This is a genomic window from Amycolatopsis sp. NPDC043889 (assembly GCF_056435645.1).
This window is the reverse complement of record NZ_JBWKEC010000001.1, coordinates 530816-545087: the sequence shown is the minus strand read 5'-3', so window position 1 is coordinate 545087 and position 14272 is coordinate 530816. Positions and strand designations below refer to the sequence as shown.

Genomic DNA, 14272 nt, shown 5'->3' with positions numbered 1-14272 from the left:
CGGTCAGTCCTCCACCTTGAAGAAGCTCTTGAACTCGTCCTCCTGCATTTGCTTCCTCTGTTGCCAGGTGTGCACACGATCGGCATGGTCGGCCGAAGCTTCGACAGCCGACTCGATCGCGCTCCGCGCCAGGCTCTGGACAGTGGCGCAGATCGCGGCCAGCGGGATTCCGACAAGGCCGAATGCTTCGTCGCCCATTGCCGCGTCTGCGGCTGACCCGGTCATCGCAACTCGTTGCCCCAGGTAATCGATCGTATTGCGGTGCGCGGCGAGCTCCGCGGGATCGACCTTGAAGTCTTCACTGCCTTGCGGCTGTCCCATGATTTTCTCCCTCAAGAACCCGCTCAGCGCAGGAAGTCTCCGCCGGTGAAGTAGTCGTCCTCGTGGTCCGTCTGCTGCCTGCGCGCGGCGCGCGGTGGCGCGGGCGGGGCTGGAGGAGCGGGCGGCTTCGGAGCAGGAGGCGGAGGCGGAGCGTCGAGTTCGTCTTCGGCGACGAAGCGGTCGTCCTCGTCCGTCTCCTGGTGGCCGCCCTCGACGTAGCCCGTCGGTTCGGGTTCCGGGTATTCGTTGTGCAGCTGGGTGACCAGCTCGTTCATGGTCTCGGTGCCCGCGATGGACGGCACGCCGGTCTGCATCGCACCCGCGAGTTTGCTCTGCGCGCTCTGGACGACGCGGAGGATCTCCTGGGCGAGCGCGGGGTTGTCCCGCACGGACGGGCCGATCTCCAGGCCGACGAGGTTCCCCGCGTGGTTGACCTTGACCGAGATCTGGCCGTCCTTGCTGCGTTCGGACACCGAGACGCTTTCGATCTCGGTGCGCATCTGATTCGCCTTTCGCTGGGCGTCGGCCAGTTTGGCCTCGAAATCAGCGAAGAGCTGCTCAGGGTTCGACACGCGAACCTCCCCTGTTCACGTCGTAGCCGTTCGGCGACCGAGTGTGGCATACCCGTCTGTCATCGGGGAACGTTTGACGAACATCCGCACCCCGGTCGTGTGGATCACCACAATGACCTCCGGTTTTCCCTACCGGATCCGATGGCTTACCCGATGTTCCCGCAGGTCAACAGCCCTTAGCGTGCCGGGTATGACGATTTCGGACTGGAAACGCGCGGTCTACGCGCTTCTCGTGCTTCCGGGCTACCTCGGTGGCGCGAAGGTCCAGCGTGGACTGGCGCGGCGTTGGCTCGGGCACGAGAGCGGGTCACGGCCGCGGTTCGTGGCGGCTTTCGCTCCGAGCGCGGCCGCGTTCCTGCTCGCGTTGCTGCTCTTCTACCTTGTCGGGCGTATCGCGACGTACGGGCTCTTCTGGACCGGGAGCGACCCCGAGGGCACATGGGGCGGGCCGACGCTGGCGGGAGCGTGGATCGTGCATTTCCTCATCGCCGCTGGGATGGCCGTGCCGATCTTCCTGGTGCTCCGGCCACTCACCAGGCTCCAGGCTCGCCTTCTCGGCTGAAACCCGTCTACCAGGTGTGATCGGCACGGTATTGTGCGTGAGCGCAAGACATCGACCGATTGGGCCGGGGAGGGCTTCGATGGGTTTGTTCGGGGACGTATGGGAGGCGGCCACCGGCCTGCTCGGTAAGACCGGCGCCGGTGCGGCGGCCGGTTTCGCCGTGGGCGGGCCGGTCGGCGCGATCATCGGCGGGATCGTCGGGTCGAACTCGAGTGACGGCTCCGGCGCGGTCGATCGAGGCGGCCTGACGCCCAAGCAGCTGCTTGAAGCCGTCCTGAACGGCCCTGGAACCGGCTCGTTGGAAGAAGCGCGCAGGGTCGGTGGTGAGCAAGCGCGGAACCAGACCCAGCTGCATGACGGGACCCGCGACGTGATGACGGCGTTGGAGTCCGCCTGGACCGGCGGCGCGGCGGACGCCGCGCGGGCGAAGCTTCAGCCGCTCGCCGACTCCTCCACGTCGGCGTCATCGAGCCTGGAGCGCAATTCGGGGTTGACGCAGACGCAGCTGGATCAGTTCGTGTCGCTGAAGAACTCGCTGGACCGCGAAGTCGCCGCCGACCCACCGACCACGGGCACCTACGACGACGTGACGCCGTGGGACACCGACACCGAAGACAAGGTCAACCAGTACAACCAAAAGGCGCAGGCGAATCTCGAGCGCTACAACGCCTACAACGACCAGTCCACCTCGAACAATGCCGGCCGGACCATCGACTACGGGCAGCTCGGCGCTTTCGACGGCGGGGATTTCAAGGTCGACGACAGCCGGCCCGGTCCTGGCGACGGCGGCAAGGTGCGCGGGTTCGACGGGCGCTCGGATTCCGGTGGCGACGGATACCGGCCGCCTCCGGGCGGGGTGCAACCGCCACCACCGTCGTCGGGGCCTCCACCAACCGGCCCCGAAACCCCGAACCACCGGCCCTACGAGGCCCCACGCCCGCAGCCGTCCGATCCGAGCTTCCGCCCCGGCCAATACGACGATGGCACGCGGGCGGCGGGTTACACGCCTCCGCAGCCTTCGTCGTATCCGGGTTACCAGCCGCCGTCCTTCGGCCCTGGCACCGGCGGCGGCACCAACTTCGGCCCTGGTGGTGGCGGAGCCGGGTTCGGGCCGGGCTTCGGTCCCGGCGCCGGCAGTGGTTTCGGACCCGGCTCGGGCTCGTCCGGTGGTCCGGGGAGCGGCTCCGCACCTGGACCTGGTCGCGGCAGCGGGGCGATGGCTCCCGGTCAGCCCGGCCAGGTAGCCCGTCCTGGCATGCCCGGTGGCCCCGCCGGGGGCGCGGGCCGGCCTGGCGCACCGGGAATGGGCCCGATGGGCGCGGGCAAGGGCAAGGGCGGCGAGGACGAGGAACACAAGCGTGCCTCCTACCTGCAGGAAGCCGACCCCGACAGCGTCTTCGGCGGCACTGAGACAAAGCCGGTCCCGCCGGTGATCGGGCTCTGATCGTGTTCGAAGCACCCCTGTACCTGCCGAAGACCGTCCTGCTCACCGCGTGGGAGTGGGAGCACCACGGCACTCCGCCCGCGGCGCTCGGTCCGGACCACCTGTGGCTCGCCGAGGACACCAAGAAGAAGCTTGACGACGCCGTGCTCGACACCCTCACCGAACTGAAGCTGGCCTCCGGGGGCAGCTTGACCAGGGAGTTCCGCGACCTTCTCCGCGTGCTGGCCACCGGCCCGCTCCGGTTCACCGCCTGGCTCGGCGACATCGAGTCGGACGAGACCGGGAACATCCTCGTGTCGGCGTCCGGCCGGGACGCGGTCCGGGTGATCCGCCAAGACGAGAAGGTCCGTATCGACGTCATCGATCCCGGCTACGGCGCCGAATCGCTGGTCGACCTGTTGCCCCCGGTCGAACCGGCCCGGATCGACCCGGTCAAGATCCCGAAATCCCGCTTCTCGGGCCAGCCGGTCTACGAGGATTCGTACGACCTCGAAGACCCGACCGACGAGCCCGAATACGACCCCTTGCCCTCGGCGCGGGAGCTGATGGCGGCGAAACGAACCGGCGTGCACCAGCTCTACGCGGTCAACAACGGCACCAGGAGCACTCCGCTGACCGTGGTCGACACCGCTCATGCCGGACGCGTCCTCACCTACGTGCTGCCGGGTGAGGACGGCGAACCGCTGGTCAGCTTCGAACCGGGGAGCCGGGACGTCCTGGTCGACGTCCTCTATGCGACCCTGCATGGACTGAGATAAGGGGAGATCTCGATGACTTCGTTCTTCGGGGACGTCTGGTTCCAGAACAGTGACGACGTCGTAGGCGGTGGAGCCGCACCGGCCGGTGGCGGCGGCGGGGGCTTCACCATGAACGGCGACGAAATGCGCGCCCTGCTCAAGAAGTGCCAAGACCAACGCGACTTCATCCTCAAGCAGTACGAATCTGCGGGGAAATTGCACCAGGTCGACCCGCCAGGCTATGAACCGGCAAGCTGGCGCGCGGTAAACGACAAGAACGGCATCAACGAAACCGGCCGCTTCTATGTTGGCCATCTGCGTTTCCAAGAGGACTACTACACAGAACTCATTCTCAGGCTGGAGAAGGCGCTAGGGTTGACCGAGGAAGCGGACCGTCAAGCGGCCGAAGCAACCAAGAAAAGCGGGTCAATCGAATGACTTCACGGCACCTGGTGGCCACCCTCGCGCTCGTCGCCACCGGAACCCTGCTCTTGGCGGCCTGCGATGGCAACGGCACCACTCCCGGCACCCCGACACCAGGCACGGAAGCGCCTGCCGCTTCGTCGAGCGCGGTGGGAGTCCCAAACAGCGGAGCACTCGCCGTACAGAACCCGCTCCCGGCAAAAGTGCTCGACGGGAGCCCATGTGACAGCGCCCTCACCACCCAGCAAATTGAGTCCTTCGTCGGCGAACCGAAGCCCGCCGAGCCCAGCACCGACGCCCTTGGCGCCGCCTGCACTTTCCGCGCTGCATCCGGCAGCGGCGCAGGATTCTCCATCGGCTACCAAACCAAATCCGACCAAGGCATCTCCCTCGCCTACAAGAACGTGAAACCGAAAGCAGATCGCTGGCTAGACCTCGATCCAATCGACGGCTATCCGGCGATCGCCTACGCCATCAATGCCGGAGCGGCGCCGGACGACAAGAAGCACTGCGTCGTCGTCGTAGGTGTATCCGATCAGCTTGCCTATTCGGTTTCCCTCACACTCGGAGACAAGGCGTACCGCGCGGGTAAGGATTCATGCGACGCAGGCCGCAGTGTGGCTGCGGAAGTCCTGAAGAACCTCAAGGGGAGGGCGTAAGCCGGGCATAGACGGCCTCGGCACCTTTAACGAGGTTGTCGCGCGTCCTGGCCGGGTCGGTTTTGGGAGCGATGAGACTGATCCGCACCATCGAGCGACCGCTGTGGAGGAGGACCTGGCCGCCGTCGGCGCCGAAGTGGCCACAACTGGCCTCTCCGAGAGGCCGGGGTAACTCCACGCCCCGCTCGACGTCGCAGTGCTCGCGAACACTGGCGATGGCGGCGGCGGGATCCGGTACGGACAGTACGGTCTGGCTCACGGTGACGCTCGGTGCGATCCCCTCCGAAAGCGCCACTTGGCCGGTGCGGTCACAGCGCATCTCGACACTGTTGTGCTTCGAGCCGGGGCTTTCGCTCAAACTGAACAGATCCCGTTGCAGACCATCGGTCGGCCGTTCAGTGATCATGGTGAAGACCTCCGCCGGGAAGGCGGCGCACGGGTCGGCGACGAGGTCGTAAGACGCCGGATAGCTGTGTACGGGCATGGACCGCGGGCCTTGGGCGACGTTCCGGCGGATGCCGTCGAGCAGCGTGGTCAAGGCGACTTCGGGATCTGGGAGCCTGGTGAAGCCGGTGATGCCGAGCTCCAGGATGTTGTAGTCGGTCTGGACACTCACCTTGATGTCGCCTGGTGCCCTCTCGGACACCTGCCGAGCACCGACCTCCAGCACGGCGTCCCGCCAATCCATTTGTTGCGAAAATCGCGAGTGCAAGACGTGGAGGTTCACACTGATATCGGTCAGCTTCGGCGCGGAGGACACGCTGACGCTGCCGCCGCACGTACTCGCCCACCCGCCCTTTCCGGCGAGTTCGGGCCGGTCTCCGTCGGTGGTGCTCAGGCGATCGCCGCCCTGGAGGAAGCCGTCCTTCAACGCCATTCCCGCGGCGGCCAGCACGTCCGGGGTGAGGACCGCGCACGCGTTGTGGACAAACCCGCCCTGGAAGGTGGCGGGTGGTTCGGTGCTGGGGGTCTCCTTCAGAATGAAGCGCTGTGGTGGCGGTGGCGGCTGGGCCGTGTCCGCCGGACCGGGTCGAGGAACGCAAGCCGCGCAGACCAAGGCGGGCACGATCAACAGCAGTACGTGTTTCATCAAGGTGGAACGCTACGAGTTGCCGACGCGGAAGCCAGCCCGCTTCGGGATGAGTCCAGCTGCCACGATTCCGGCACTGACCACCTAGAATGCCCGGATGACCAACCCCAGCCGCAGGGGCCGCGAGCGGGCGGCGACCGACCAGGACATCCGCCGGACGGCGCGGGCGCTCCTGGTCGAGCGGGGCCCGGAGGCCGTGACCCTGCGGGCGATCGCGCGCGAGCTCGGCATCACGGCGCCGGCGCTGTACCGCTACTACGGTTCCCGTGACGATCTGGTCGAGCATCTTCGCGCGGACGTCGTCGCGGATCTGGCTGCCGGGCTCGCCGAGGACATCGCGCAGCTGCCGGATGAGGGCGCGCTGCAGCTTTTCGCCATCTGCAAGGGATTCCGGCGCTGGGCGCTCGCGCATACGAAGGAGTTCACGCTGGTCTTCGCGTCGCCCGCGGGCGACGACACGTTGAGCAGGCTGGGCGAGCCGTTCGGGCGGATCTTCCTCGCGGCGGCGGGGCGGGTGCTCGCGACGCACGACCTGGTCACGCCGTCGAACGACGTGGTCCCCGTCGAGCTGCGCGACGATCTCACGTCGTTCCAAGAGGAACTGCTCGCCGTGCTGAAGGAGTCCGGGGCGACGTTCCCGCTCGAAAAGCTCGACCTCGGCGTGACGTACCTGATGATCCAGTTCTGGGCCCGGCTCTACGGGCACGTCACGCTCGAGGTCTTCGGCAATTATCCGATCCCGTTCTCGAAACCGGACGTCCTCTTCGACGCGATGCTGGCCGATCTCGCGCGGGAGATCGGCCTCACCGCGGATTGAGCTACGCCGCGTGCCCGCCGTCGACCGAGACGGTCGAGCCGGTCACGTACTTGCTTTCCGGCCGTGCCAGGAACGACACCGTGGCGGCCACCTCCGACGGCGAGCCGTAGCGGTCGAACACCGTCAGGCTCCGCTGGTCGGCGGCGTAGGGGCCGTCGGCCGGGTTCATGTCGGTGTCGGTCGGGCCGGGGTGGACGATGTTCACGGTGATACCGCGCGGCCCCAGTTCCCTGGCCAGCCCCTTGGTCATGCCCAGCAGGGCGGTCTTGCTCACCGCGTACAGCGACATCCCGGGGCCGGGCACGCGGTCCGAGACGCAGCTGCCGATGGTGATCACGCGCCCGCCGTCGCCGAGGTGCCGGGCCGCGGCCTGCGTGGCCACGTAGACACCGCGGACGTTGACCGCGAGCACGCGGTCGATGTCCTCCAGGCTCGTCTGGTCGAGCGGGCCGACGAAGCCGACGCCTCCGTTGTTGACCAGCACGTCGAGCCTGCCGAACTCGGCGACCGCCGTGTCGACCGCGGAAACCACGGCCGCGGCGTCGGCGCTGTCGGCCTGGATCGCCAGCGCGCGGCGGCCGAGTGCCTTGATCCGGTCCACGACACCGGCCGCGAGTTCGGCGTTGCTCTGGTAGGTGAGCGCGACGTCGGCGCCGTCCTCGGCGAGCCGGATCGCCGTGGCGGCACCGATCCCGCGGCTGCCGCCGGTCACCAAAGCCACCTTGCCGTCGAGGGTCATGGGGTGTTCTCCGTTCGATTTCGTTGTCCTTGAACAACTCCATCGAATCGCCTCATGACCCTCGACGCTGGCGGCTATCGGCCACGGCGCTACAGCACGATGTTGACCAACCGTCCGGGCACGACGATCACCTTGCGCGGCGTGCCGTCGCCGACCAGCGCGGCGACCTTCTCGTCGGCCAGCGCGGCCGCCTGCACGGCGTCCTTGCCCGCGTCGGCGGGCACGGTGACCCGCGAGCGCACCTTGCCGTTGACCTGGATCGGATACTCCACGGAGTCCTCGACCAGGTACTTCTCGTCGACGACCGGGAACGGCCCGTGCACCAGGGAATCCGCGTGGCCCAGCCGCTTCCACAGCTCCTCGGCCAGGTGCGGGGCCAGCGGCGCCAGCATCAGCACCAGCGGCTCCACCAGTTCCCGCGGCGTGGCCTCGGCCGAGCCGTAGGTCTTGGTGACGTAGTTGTTCAGCTCGATCAGCTTCGCGCCGGCCGTGTTGAACCGCATTTCCGCGTAGTCCTCGCGGACTCCGGCGATCGCCTTGTGCAGCTGCTTGCGATCCTCGTCCGTGGCGTCCACAGTGGACACACGCAGTTCGCCGGTCTCCTCGTTGACGACCAGCCGCCACAGCCGCTGCAGGAACCGTTGCGCGCCGACGACGTCCTTGGTCGCCCACGGCCGCGAGACGTCCAGCGGGCCCATCGACATCTCGTAGAAGCGGAAGGTGTCGGCGCCGTAGTCGGTCGACATCTGGTCAGGCGTCACGACATTCTTCAGGCTCTTGCCCATCTTGCCGTATTCCTGCTTGACCTCTTCGTCGCCGAAGAAGAACTTGCCGTCCCGCTCCTCGACCTGGTCGGCCTGGACGTAGACGCCGCGTGCGTCCGTGTAGGCGTAGGCCTGGACGTAGCCCTGGTTGAACAGTTTCCGGTACGGCTCCTGGGACGACACGTGGCCCAGGTCGAACAGCACCTTGTGCCAGAACCGCGAGTACAGCAGGTGCAGCACCGCGTGCTCGACACCGCCGACGTACAGGTCCGTGCCGCCGGGGTCGTCGACGCCGTGTTCGGCGGGACGAGGGCCGACCCAGTAGGACTCGTTCTCCGGCGCGACGAACACGTCCGGGTTGGTCGGGTCCAGGTACCGCAGCTGGTACCAGCAGGAACCCGCCCAGTTCGGCATGGTGTTGATGTCGCGGCGGTAGGTCTTCTTGCCCTGACCCAGATCCAGCTCGACCTCGACCCAGTCGGTCGCGCGCGCCAGTGGCGAGGACGGCGTGCTGTCCCGGTCCTCCGGGTCGAAGGTCACCGGCGAGTAGTCGGCGACCTCGGGCAGCTCGACCGGCAGCATGCTGTCCGGCAGCGGGTGGACCTGGCCGTCCTCGTCGTAGACGACCGGGAACGGCTCGCCCCAGTAGCGCTGGCGCGAGAACAGCCAGTCGCGCAGCTTGTACTGGACGGTGCCGCGACCGTGGCCGTGCTCCTCCAGCCAGCCGATCATCGTCTTCTTGGCCTCGTCGACGCCCATGCCGTCCAAGAACCCCGAATTGATCGCGGGCCCGTCGCCGGTGAACGCCTTGCCGTCGAAGCCGTCCGTCGGCTGGACGGTGCGGATGATCTCCAGGCCGAACTTCTCGGCGAACTCCCAGTCGCGAGTGTCCTGGCCGGGGACGGCCATGATCGCGCCGGTGCCGTAGCCCATCAGGACGTAGTCGGCGACGAAGACCGGGATGTCCTTGCCGTCGGCCGGATTCACCGCGTAGGAGCCGGTGAAGACGCCGGTCTTCTCCTTGTTCTCCTGACGGTCCAATTCGGACTTCCGCGCCGCCGCCGCACGGTAGGCGGCGATAGCTTCGGCGGGCGTCGCCGCGTCACCGGTCCAGCGGGCGTCGACGCCTTCCGGCCAGGTGGCGGCGGTGAGCTCGTCGACCAGCGGGTGCTCGGGCGCGACCACCAGATACGTGGCGCCGAACAGGGTGTCGGGGCGGGTGGTGAAGACCTCGATCTTCCGCTCGCCCGCCTCGAACGACACGCGCGCGCCGTGCGAGCGGCCGATCCAGTTGCGCTGCATGGACTTGACCTTCTCGGGCCAGTCCAGCAGGTCCAGGTCGTCGACCAGGCGGTCGGCGTAGGCGGTGATCCGCATCATCCACTGACGCAGGTTGCGGCGGAAGACCGGGAAGTTGCCGCGCTCACTGCGCCCGTCGGAGGTGACCTCTTCGTTCGACAGCACCGTGCCCAGGCCGGGGCACCAGTTCACCGGCGCCTCGGACAGGTAGACCAGGCGATGCGAGTCGATGATCTTCAGCTGCTCGGCGCGGGTCAGCTCGCACCAGTTGCGGCCGTCCGGCGTACGTCGCTTGTCCTGCGCGTACTCGGTCTCCAGCGCGACGATCGGCCGGGCCTTGCCCGCCTTCTCGTCGTACCAGGAGTTGTAGATCTGCAGGAAGATCCACTGGGTCCACTTGTAGTAGTCCGGATCGATCGTCGAGATCCGGCGACGCTCGTCGTGACCCAGGCCCAGGCGCCGGATCTGGCGCAGGTAGGTCTCCATGTTCTCTTCGGTCGTCTTGCGCGGGTGCTGCCCCGTCTGCACCGCGTACTGCTCGGCGGGCAGGCCGAAGGCGTCGAAGCCCATCGTGTGCAGCACGTTGCGGCCGATCATGCGGTGATACCGCGCGAAGACGTCGGTCGCGATGAAGCCCAGCGGGTGCCCGACGTGCAGGCCGGCGCCCGACGGGTACGGGAACATGTCCTGGACGAACAGCTTGTCCGACGGGACCTCCCCGCTCTCGTCCGCGAGCGGGCCCACCGGGTTCGGTGCGTGGTAGGTGCCGTGGTCGGACCAGTAGTCCTGCCAGCGCTGCTCGATCTGGCCCGCCAGCTCCGCGGTGTAGCGGTGCTGAGGTGCCGCGTCGGCGTCTTCGCTCGCCTGGTTCATCGCCGAAATCCTCCGTGCTCATCCACGTCAAGCCACTCCAGAAACAACTCGACCCCTCAGCCCGGAGGGCATGAGGGGTCGCCGCGCTGGTCCCGGCCGTGGGGCCGAGTTCAGCGCGGCAGGCTAAGGAGCAGCCGAGCCGTGTTCATGGGTCCAGTTTAACGCGCTGGTCAAAGCCGTTCCGCGGGGACCGCCAGAGCGATGAACTGGGTCACCTGTGTCGCGGAGAAGTTGTTGTCGCTGACCAGCACCAGACTGCGCTCGCCGTTCGGGAGCCGCGGCCCCCAGGTCATCCCCTCGACGTTGTCCACAGTGGACAACTTGAAGTCCGCGAGGTCCGCCAGCAGGCGCTTCTTGACCGGCTTGACCTTCTTCGCGTCGGCCAGTGAGGGCGTCTTGAGGATGTTCGTGGCGCCCTTGGTGTCGATCTCGTAGATGCGGACCTTGTTGCCGACGCCGGTGACGAACGAACGCTCCATCACCAGGTAGCGGGTCGGATCGGCCTGGTCGACGGCCAGCAGCGACGAGATACCCGTGGTCGCGAACGCGCCGGGCGGGTTCGGCGACGCGAAGACCTTCTCCTGCGGGTACGCGTACTGCGCGAGGACCGGTCCGAACCGCGACTGCACGGTGATGCGCGAAAGGGCGCCCGATGTGGTGTTCGCCTCCGGGCCGTCCTGCAGCAGCGGGCCCTCGGCCGAGCTGGCGAGCAACGACCCGAAGCCCGCGTACGTGAGGCCTTCGAGGGCGAGGTTCTGCCGCGGCCCCGTCGTCTCGGTCATCTTCTCGTTGGCGGGAATCGGCAGGTCACGGACGTAGGAGCCGTCGCGCTCCGCCTCGCGGATGGACGGGTCGATCCAGGCCGCCGCCGACCGCTCGCCCTCCTGGGACCAGACGTACCGGCCGGTCCAGGGGTCGACACGCAGCTCTTCGGGGTCGATGGTCTGCATGTTCGGCGGCTGCGCGGGGTCGTTCTTGGCGAGCGGCGGGTACGGCGTGCCGTCGGGACGCAGGAGCGGCTTGGTGCCGGTGAAGGTGACCGGGCCGAGCCCCTTGGCGTCGAGGGAGAACTTCGCCGTGTAGAACCGCGCGGGGTTGAGGGCCGAGCGGTCGTCGCAGATCAGCGCGTACTCGCCGGTGCGGGGGTCGAAATCGATACTGGACAGGCCGCCGACGACGGTGCCTTCGTAGGGCAGGCCGTTCGGGACGATCTGTTCCCCGATCAGGCGAAGCGGACGGTGACCCGCTTCGGCGGCGGGTGCGGCCATCAGGGTGAGGGGAACGGCCCCGATCAGGGCGGTGGCGATACTCCGCCATTTCAAGATGTGGCTGGACATGGCCTGTAGCACAGTCGATCAGGGTATCCGGCAGGTTGCCGGGACGTCACGCTTATCCTCGTGGAGTGTTCGTCATAGCGCTGGTCCCGATCGTGCTGGGTGTCCTCGTCGGCTGGGGTGGGTTCCTCGGCCTGCGCGAGAAGCTGCCGCGTGACCGTGGCGCCGGCGTGCGCACCGCCGCCACGATGCGCAGTGAGGACGCCTTCCGGCTCGGCAACAAGGTCGCCGGGGTCCCGACGCTGGCCGGCGGCGTGATCGCCGTGCTCGCGGGGATCGCCGCGCTGGTCATGCCGACGACGTTCGGGCTGCTGCTCGCCTCGTTCGTAGGCGTGATCGGGATGATCGCGCTGGTCGCGGCCGGGGGAGTGCTCGGCAACCGCGCGGCCGCGACGGTGCCGGAGCCCGAGCCGGAGCGGCCCGCCGGATGCAGTGGCTGCGCCTGCGGCACCTGCGGCGTCTTCAAGAAGGCCGACACCGCCACCGCCTAGTTCCGCTGAAGATCTCCCGGGTGGGTGGCCAGCAGCGCCAGCGGAATGCCCTGACGCCGCAGCACCTGACCCCACAGGTCGTGGTGCGGCGAAGCGAGGACATCGCTGGGCAGCGCCGGGACGATCACCCAGTCGTCGCGTTCGATCTCGTTCGCCAGCTGGCCGGAGTCCCAACCCGCGTATCCGGCGAAGACCCGTACACCGCGGACCTTCGGCACCAGGATCTCGGGATCGGTGTCGAGGTCGACGAGCGCGACCGGGCCGCGGACGGCGATCACGCCGGGCACGCTGGCCGCCGTCTCACCGGTCCGCAGCGCGGCCAGGCACAACGCCGTCTTCTTCTCCACCGGACCGCCGACGAACACCGACTGCGGTTCGGCGACGTGCCCGCCCCAGCTGGGCAGCACGTCGTACACCGGGACGTCACTCGGCCGGTTGAGCACGACGCCGAGCGTTCCCTCGTCCCGGTGATCGATGACGAACACGACGGTCCGCCGGAAATTCGGATCGAACATCGTGGGGGCGGCGACCAGGAGCGTTCCCGGTTCGACCTCGGCGTCCGCTGGCACGTCCGCCATGATCCCACTTCGAGCGGAGACAAATCGTCCGGCTCTGGGAACAACAGCATCACGAGCACCGTTGGACACAACGGTCGGTGCGCTTTCCGTGTCCCCCGGGCTCACTGAAGAACCGCCTTTGTGGAATACCGTCCGGCTGGAGCCACACTGCGCATAGCCGCCGAGAGGCGACCTCAAAGCGCATCGGCCACCTTTATAGGCTGGCGCCGTGACGACCACCGCCACGGCGCCCACCAGGGCGTACGTTCGCGACCGTGACTTCCGCCGTCTGCTGTACACGCGGTTCTCCGCGCACTGGGGCAATGGCATGTACCAGGCCGGACTGGCCGGCGCCGTCCTCTTCAACCCCGAACGCGCCGCCGACGCGCTGGCCATGGCGGGCGGGTTCGCGGCGTTGCTGCTGCCCTATTCGCTCGTCGGACCGTTCGCGGGTGCGCTGCTCGACCGTTGGGACCGCCGGAAGGTCCTGATCTTCGCGAGCCTTCTGCGGTCCTTCACCATCCTCGCGACGGCCGTCGCCGTGGGCACGGGAGCGGCCGGGATGGGGCTGTTCTCCCTGGCCCTGGCGTCCGAAGGCATCTCGCGGTTCATCGGCTCGGGGCTGTCGGCGTCGCTTCCGCACGTCGTCGAAGAGAAGTCCGTGGTCGCCGCGAACGCGTTCGCCGCGACCTGGGGTTCGGTGCTCGCCGTGGTCGGCGGTGGCTGCGCGATCGGCCTCCGGGCGCTGACCGGCGCCGACGACGCCGGCTCCGCGTGGGTCACCGCCGCGGCCGCGCTGGGTGGGATCGGCGCCGCCGTCCTGGCCTCGGGGTTCGCGCGCGGGCTGCTCGGGCCGTCGACGGTCGACGAGCCTTCGAACCCGGCACTCGCCGTCGCGCGCGGCCTGGCGGACGGCGCGAAGGCGGCCTGGCGGACGCCCAGCGTGACGGCGGGATTCGTCGCGCTGTTCGCCCATCGCGCGGCGTACGGGATCTCACTGCTGGTGACCGTGCTGCTGATGCGCAACCACTTCACCGACGCGGGCATCTTCCGTGCCGGCATGGCGGGGCTGGGCCAGATGGCGGCGTTCGCCGGCGCGGGGATCCTGCTCGCCGGGCTGCTGACCGCCCGGCTGCTCCGGCGGCTGGGCAGGGTCCGTGTCGTGGTGGTGGCGCTGGTGCTGGCGGCGGTCGCGCAGCTCGCGCTCGGACTGCCGATGGTGGTCCCGGCCGCGTTGCTCGCGGCGTTCCTGGTGACCGGCGCCGGGCAGGTGCTGAAACTCTGTGTCGATTCCTCGGTCCAGCTCGACGTCGCCGACGAAGCGAGAGGGCGGGTCTTCGCGCTCTACGACACGCTTTTCAACATCACCCAGGTCGCCGCCGTCTCCCTGGCCGCGACGGTGATCCCGGACGACGGCCATTCGCCGGGACTCCTGATCACGGCGGCCGTCCTCTACCTCGTGGGCGCCGCCGGATACCTGCTCGCGGCGCGAAAAGGGAGAACTGCTGATAAGGCTCCGCCCTTGGCATTAGGGTGACGCTTACCGACACCGGGTGGCGTATGCCCGGGATCAAGCACTCGCGGGGGCTC

15 protein-coding genes are annotated in these 14272 nt (G+C 68.2%); 8 read left to right on the top strand and 7 right to left on the bottom strand.

Annotated elements, in window-relative coordinates; genetic code table 11:
* Nucleotides 1-3 precede the first annotated feature (3 nt).
* Both AC0685_RS02760 and AC0685_RS02755 read right to left on the bottom strand, forming a co-directional pair.
* On the bottom strand, nucleotides 4-321 hold the full coding sequence (locus tag AC0685_RS02760) for a hypothetical protein (RefSeq protein WP_478223948.1): 318 nt from the start codon (nucleotides 319-321) through the stop codon (nucleotides 4-6).
* A 23-nt stretch (nucleotides 322-344) separates the two neighbouring features.
* Nucleotides 345-893, bottom strand: a complete 549-nt coding sequence (locus tag AC0685_RS02755) for a YbaB/EbfC family nucleoid-associated protein (RefSeq protein WP_478223947.1) — start codon at nucleotides 891-893, stop codon at nucleotides 345-347.
* Between the two features lie 190 nt (nucleotides 894-1083).
* On the opposite strand from AC0685_RS02755, the gene AC0685_RS02750 reads away from it, so the two are divergent.
* From AC0685_RS02750 to AC0685_RS02730, 5 genes are all read left to right on the top strand, one after another.
* A complete protein-coding gene (locus AC0685_RS02750) occupies nucleotides 1084-1455 on the top strand; it encodes a hypothetical protein (RefSeq protein ID WP_478223946.1) in 372 nt (123 codons plus the stop codon).
* A 79-nt stretch (nucleotides 1456-1534) separates the two neighbouring features.
* Complete coding sequence (locus AC0685_RS02745) at nucleotides 1535-2899, top strand: hypothetical protein (RefSeq protein ID WP_478223945.1); 1365 nt, start codon at nucleotides 1535-1537, stop codon at nucleotides 2897-2899.
* 2 nt (nucleotides 2900-2901) lie between these two features.
* The gene (locus tag AC0685_RS02740) at nucleotides 2902-3657 is read left to right on the top strand and encodes an ESX secretion-associated protein EspG (RefSeq protein WP_478223944.1); all 756 of its coding nucleotides are present in this window, start codon (nucleotides 2902-2904) and stop codon (nucleotides 3655-3657) included.
* A gap of 12 nt (nucleotides 3658-3669) precedes the next feature.
* Nucleotides 3670-4074: a hypothetical protein gene (locus AC0685_RS02735; protein WP_478223943.1), complete on the top strand. Its 405-nt coding sequence runs from the start codon at nucleotides 3670-3672 to the stop codon at nucleotides 4072-4074.
* 14 nt (nucleotides 4075-4088) lie between these two features.
* Entirely contained in the window at nucleotides 4089-4718 is a 630-nt protein-coding gene (locus tag AC0685_RS02730; protein ID WP_478223942.1) for a DUF3558 domain-containing protein, read from the top strand.
* On the opposite strand, the gene AC0685_RS02725 is transcribed toward AC0685_RS02730, so the two are convergent.
* On the bottom strand, nucleotides 4702-5790 hold the full coding sequence (locus AC0685_RS02725; RefSeq protein WP_478223941.1) for a hypothetical protein: 1089 nt from the start codon (nucleotides 5788-5790) through the stop codon (nucleotides 4702-4704). The two genes, AC0685_RS02730 and AC0685_RS02725, sit on opposite strands and share 17 nt — an antisense overlap.
* A 115-nt stretch (nucleotides 5791-5905) precedes the next feature.
* On the opposite strand from AC0685_RS02725, the gene AC0685_RS02720 reads away from it, so the two are divergent.
* Nucleotides 5906-6625: a TetR/AcrR family transcriptional regulator gene (locus AC0685_RS02720; RefSeq protein ID WP_478223940.1), complete on the top strand. Its 720-nt coding sequence runs from the start codon at nucleotides 5906-5908 to the stop codon at nucleotides 6623-6625.
* A 1-nt stretch (nucleotide 6626) separates the two neighbouring features.
* Here the strand turns inward: AC0685_RS02720 and AC0685_RS02715 are convergent, their stop codons facing one another.
* The 3 genes from AC0685_RS02715 to AC0685_RS02705 all read right to left on the bottom strand — a co-directional run bounded on the left by AC0685_RS02715 (nucleotide 6627) and on the right by AC0685_RS02705 (nucleotide 11568).
* A complete protein-coding gene (locus AC0685_RS02715) occupies nucleotides 6627-7364 on the bottom strand; it encodes an SDR family oxidoreductase (RefSeq protein WP_478223939.1) in 738 nt (245 codons plus the stop codon).
* An 89-nt stretch (nucleotides 7365-7453) separates the two neighbouring features.
* The gene (leuS, locus tag AC0685_RS02710; RefSeq protein WP_478223938.1) at nucleotides 7454-10300 is read right to left on the bottom strand and encodes a leucine--tRNA ligase; all 2847 of its coding nucleotides are present in this window, start codon (nucleotides 10298-10300) and stop codon (nucleotides 7454-7456) included.
* 170 nt (nucleotides 10301-10470) lie between these two features.
* Entirely contained in the window at nucleotides 10471-11568 is a 1098-nt protein-coding gene (locus AC0685_RS02705; RefSeq protein ID WP_478224446.1) for an esterase-like activity of phytase family protein, read from the bottom strand.
* A gap of 134 nt (nucleotides 11569-11702) precedes the next feature.
* On the opposite strand from AC0685_RS02705, the gene AC0685_RS02700 reads away from it, so the two are divergent.
* Nucleotides 11703-12125: an SdpI family protein gene (locus AC0685_RS02700; RefSeq protein ID WP_126734731.1), complete on the top strand. Its 423-nt coding sequence runs from the start codon at nucleotides 11703-11705 to the stop codon at nucleotides 12123-12125.
* Here the strand turns inward: AC0685_RS02700 and AC0685_RS02695 are convergent.
* Complete coding sequence (locus tag AC0685_RS02695; protein WP_478223937.1) at nucleotides 12122-12703, bottom strand: YqgE/AlgH family protein; 582 nt, start codon at nucleotides 12701-12703, stop codon at nucleotides 12122-12124. The two genes, AC0685_RS02700 and AC0685_RS02695, sit on opposite strands and share 4 nt — an antisense overlap.
* Nucleotides 12704-12911: 208 nt before the next feature.
* On the opposite strand from AC0685_RS02695, the gene AC0685_RS02690 reads away from it, so the two are divergent.
* Nucleotides 12912-14219: an MFS transporter gene (locus AC0685_RS02690; RefSeq protein ID WP_478223936.1), complete on the top strand. Its 1308-nt coding sequence runs from the start codon at nucleotides 12912-12914 to the stop codon at nucleotides 14217-14219.
* Nucleotides 14220-14272: the final 53 nt, after the last annotated feature.

What these genes read in the sequence shown, in the direction of transcription:
- AC0685_RS02745 (WP_478223945.1), top strand. Translation starts at nt 1,535, where the DNA reads ATGGGTTTGTTCGGGGACGTATGGGAGGCGGCCACCGGCCTGCTCGGT.
- AC0685_RS02760 (WP_478223948.1), bottom strand. Translation starts at nt 321, where the DNA reads ATGGGACAGCCGCAAGGCAGTGAAGACTTCAAGGTCGATCCCGCGGAG.
- AC0685_RS02735 (WP_478223943.1), top strand. Translation starts at nt 3,670, where the DNA reads ATGACTTCGTTCTTCGGGGACGTCTGGTTCCAGAACAGTGACGACGTC.
- AC0685_RS02705 (WP_478224446.1), bottom strand. Translation starts at nt 11,568, where the DNA reads ATGGCCGCACCCGCCGCCGAAGCGGGTCACCGTCCGCTTCGCCTGATC.
- AC0685_RS02695 (WP_478223937.1), bottom strand. Translation starts at nt 12,703, where the DNA reads ATGGCGGACGTGCCAGCGGACGCCGAGGTCGAACCGGGAACGCTCCTG.
- AC0685_RS02715 (WP_478223939.1), bottom strand. Translation starts at nt 7,364, where the DNA reads ATGACCCTCGACGGCAAGGTGGCTTTGGTGACCGGCGGCAGCCGCGGG.
- AC0685_RS02750 (WP_478223946.1), top strand. Translation starts at nt 1,084, where the DNA reads ATGACGATTTCGGACTGGAAACGCGCGGTCTACGCGCTTCTCGTGCTT.
- AC0685_RS02720 (WP_478223940.1), top strand. Translation starts at nt 5,906, where the DNA reads ATGACCAACCCCAGCCGCAGGGGCCGCGAGCGGGCGGCGACCGACCAG.
- leuS (WP_478223938.1), bottom strand. Translation starts at nt 10,300, where the DNA reads ATGAACCAGGCGAGCGAAGACGCCGACGCGGCACCTCAGCACCGCTAC.